Annotated in this window: 2 protein-coding genes and 1 pseudogene; all 3 read left to right on the top strand. The window is 42.0% G+C overall.

Annotated elements, in window-relative coordinates; translation table 11 throughout:
• A partial coding sequence (locus tag VIP81_RS19565; protein WP_331964974.1) for a DUF4974 domain-containing protein occupies nucleotides 1-197 on the top strand: 197 nt, incomplete at its 5' end.
• A 138-nt stretch (nucleotides 198-335) separates the two neighbouring features.
• Nucleotides 336-3746 carry a TonB-dependent receptor gene (locus tag VIP81_RS19560; RefSeq protein ID WP_331964971.1) on the top strand — a complete coding sequence of 1137 codons (3411 nt, stop codon included), beginning with the start codon at nucleotides 336-338 and terminating at the stop codon, nucleotides 3744-3746.
• A gap of 35 nt (nucleotides 3747-3781) precedes the next feature.
• A pseudogene (locus VIP81_RS19555) lies at nucleotides 3782-4070 on the top strand (hypothetical protein); the annotation flags it as partial.

Genomic DNA, 4070 nt, shown 5'->3' with positions numbered 1-4070 from the left:
CCGCCATTATGCGTCAGATATCCCGGTGGTACAATATAGATGTACAATACGAGGGCGATATGTCCGGTATCCGGTTTTCAGGTGATTTTCTTCGCAAAGAAAATGTAAGAGAATTCTTTGATGTCCTGGAGGCGGAAGGACGACTGCATTTTACCGTCACAGGTCGACAGGTCCGCATTTCAAGCGTCTCAAAATAATAAGTGTATAATGAAATAGAACAATGAATTAGTAAACTATCATGTTATGTTGAACACCAGGTACTGCAGTGCCTGGCTATGTGTCCATTTTAGAAATCTTCGCAACGCGTTATTGTAATCTTTAAACGGTACAAAGTTATGAATCCACTTGTACATAGCAATGATATTGCTATTTATAAAAGGGGGCCGCAACCCCCATTGTCAACCAGAATCCGGTTTAGTATAGCCGCTCTTTTACTTTTTTTTGCTATCCAGGTTAGCGCAAATACCTATTCACAAAGTATTACCATCTCAGGTAAAAATCTTTCCCTGGAACAGGTGTTCCAGGCTGTCCGTAATCAAACTGGTTATCAGTTGATTTATAATCCGGATCTGGTAAAAAATATTCGGGGAATTGATATTCAGATGAAAGATGCTTCATTAACTGACGTGTTTAACTACTGTTTCAAAGGATTGACACTTACTTATGAGATTACACATAATACGATTGTCATCAAAAGCCAACGTAAGGAGAGCAGCAGTATGCAGGCCGTATCTGTCATGATACGGGGCACAATAATTAATGAAAAAGGCGGCCCCATGGTAGGGGTGAGTATCAAGGAAAAAGGAACTACCAATGGTACCTACTCGGACAAAGAAGGGGTGTTCAGGATCACGGTAAAGGATACGCACGCAGTGCTGCAGCTGTTTTACCTGGGATATAAGCCAAAGGAAGTGGCGGTAGCCGGAAAGGATCATTTGGATATATTGATGGAACCTACTATCGCCAATATAGATTCGGTAGTAATAACGGGGTTTAACACCCGGCAGAAAAAAATCAGTGTGGTAGGCGCCATTACCAGCATTTCGCCAGAGGAACTTAAAACACCTTCCAGTACACTCTCCTCTTCCTTTGCGGGTAAACTGGCAGGTGTAATTGCCCGTCAACCTTCCGGGCAACCTGGTAGCGGAGCCCAGTTCTGGATCAGGGGAGTATCTACCTATGGCGGTACCGGCGCGCTGATCTTCTTAAATGGAATAGAAATTTCTTCAGACGATCTTAATAGTATTGATCCTTCTAATATTGAAAGTTTCTCCATACTCAAAGATGCTTCTTCTACCGCATTATATGGTGCAAGAGGTGCAAATGGTGTCATACTGATAGAAACCAAACATGGCAGGGCATTAGATCATCCAAAGATCACTGCATTGGTGGAAAACAATATTTCATCGCCTACCAAAGTGGTGAAATTTACAGACGGGGTGTCGTATATGAATTTGTACAATGAAGCACTGAAGAATGATAATCCGTATAGTGCTGACCGTTATTCACAGGATAAAATCAATGGTACCATCAAAGGGGGCGATCCCTATGCCTATCCCAATTTTGACTGGTATAAGATGTTGTTTAAGGATTATGCACTCAATCAGCATGCTAACCTCAATGTACAGGGAGGTAATAAGGTGGCACGCTATTACATGGGACTTGCCTACTATAAGGATGAAGGTATTCTAAGGAATAGCCTGGTGAGCGGCTTTAAGAATAATATTAATAACAACCGCTATAATTTCGTGAATAATGTAAATGTGAATGTGACTAAAACCACGGAGCTGGAGCTGAATATTAACGCAGATTTTTATCAGAATACAGGTCCTGCAAGTTCAGTACCATCCTTGTTTTCCGCTGTAATGGGGGCCAATGGAGTCGATTTTCCGGCATATTATCCCACCCCCCGGGATTCTGCAGGTATTGATCACATATTTTTTGGTAATAAAACAGATGGATTCAATATCGCTAATACCCGCGATAATCCATATGCAGACATGGTGAAAGGCTATAATCAGTATGCTGCCTCTACACTGCTCACGACTTTGCGTGCATCACAGAAACTGGACGCCATTACGCCCGGCCTTAGCTTTAATGGACTTGTATCGTTTAAGAATTTTTCCAGTAGTGCTATTACCCGTAGTTATACCCCTTACTATTATACGCTAAAGAATTACCAGGATAATACCTATAATTTAAACTGGATCAGTGCGGCCGGTGGGTCTTCTGCCCTTGGTCAATCAGGTAGCAATGCCGGCGACAGAACACTGTACCTCCAGGGTACCTTAAATTATAGCCATTTTTTTGGAACGAAGCATGATGTATCCGGTATGTTGGTTTTTTTACGGAGTGAGTATAATACCAATAATCCAGGTGATGACATTATCAGTACTTTGCCTTCCCGGAAACAGGGATATGCTGGTAGATTTGCCTATGGATATGATAGCCGCTATTATGTGGAAGCGAACCTTGGATACACTGGTTCCGAGAATTTTGCGGAAGGTCACCGATATGGTTTTTTCCCGGCTGGAGGGATATCCTATGTAATCTCCAATGAAAATTTTTTCAAAGGAACTATCTGGGCGAAGAAAATTAATCTGTTGAAACTGCGTGCTTCCTACGGTCTGGCGGGTAATGACCAGATTGGCAGTAATCGTTTCCCGTATCTCAGCGTGGTAAATATGAACAGCTCCAACAATGGTTTTACTACCGGATTTAATTTCGATAATTACAAAAGTGGCATACAGATTACCAGGTATCCTAATAATAATATCCAGTGGGAAATCAGTAAGAAAATGAACATCGGGTTGGATCTGGGTATACTGAATGAGTTAACATTGAATATAGATTGGTTCAGAGAAATAAGGAGTAACATTTACCAGCAGCGGGGAACGATACCGGCAACTGCCGGTGTACTCAGTGCACTGCCTTATTCTAATATCGGAAAGGTGTTGAACAGGGGGATTGATGCTACTTTGCAATACAGTCATACCATTAGTAATGATCTGAGTATTTCCATGCGAGGTACTTTCACTTATGCACATAATACCGTATTGTATTATGATGAACCTAATTATGCATTACTGGGCTTAGGCAATTTATCGCAAATAGGTCGTTCGCTGAATAGCAACTGGGGACTCGTAGCAGAAAGATTGTTCATTGATGAACATGAAGTAGCCAATAGTCCGGTGTTTACTATGTCACACGCCGGCGATATTAAGTATAAGGATGTGATGGCAGATGGAAGTATTAACAACAATGACAAAGTAGCCATGGGCTATCCGACGGTGCCTGAAATAGTTTATGGAGGTGGATTTACGGTGACGTATAAAAAATTCGACCTGGGTGTCTTCTTCCAGGGAACATCACGTGTATCAGGTTTTATAGGTGGGTTCCGGCCATTTGGACGGTCGCAAAACAATGTCCTGGCTGCTATCGCCAACGATCATTGGTCTACAGATAATCAGAATATAAATGCTTTTTATCCAAGGTTAACAGCGTTGGAAACGGCGCCAAACAATGAACAGAATTCATCGTGGTGGTTGCGTGACTTTTCGTTTCTGCGCCTGAAACAGGCGGAATTAGGTTATAACGCAGCAAAATTTGTAAGGGTATACGTGAGGGGTGTTAACCTGTTGACCTTTTCTAAATTCAAATTGTGGGATCCGGAACAAGGTGGTGGTAATGGACTGGGTTATCCGCCTGAGACCAATTTAAATATAGGCGCGCAATTCAAACTATAATCCGTTTACAATTCCATCACTGAAAAAAGATCATTATGAATTTCTTCAAACATAAATTATTACTGATAGGCTGTGTATTCATCACCGGATTTATCTCCTGTAAGAAATACCTGGATATAGTGCCGCCGGCTACCGCAACCATTAACACGGCCTTTCAAAACTATAATACGGCACTGCAGTTCCTTTATTCCCTTTATTCATATATGCCACTCGAGAATGATGCGAGTTACGGTAACGTTAGTGCGTGCGCTACTGACCAGGCTATTACCGTATGGCAGAACAATGTTATTTCGAGTCTGCTGCGTGGAGAGCAAAATTCATCCA

The sequence above is a fragment of the Chitinophaga sp. genome (assembly GCF_036566945.1).
Classification (GTDB): domain Bacteria; phylum Bacteroidota; class Bacteroidia; order Chitinophagales; family Chitinophagaceae; genus Chitinophaga.
The sequence above is the reverse complement of the archived record's forward strand: the minus strand, read 5'-3'. Positions and strand labels throughout refer to the sequence as shown.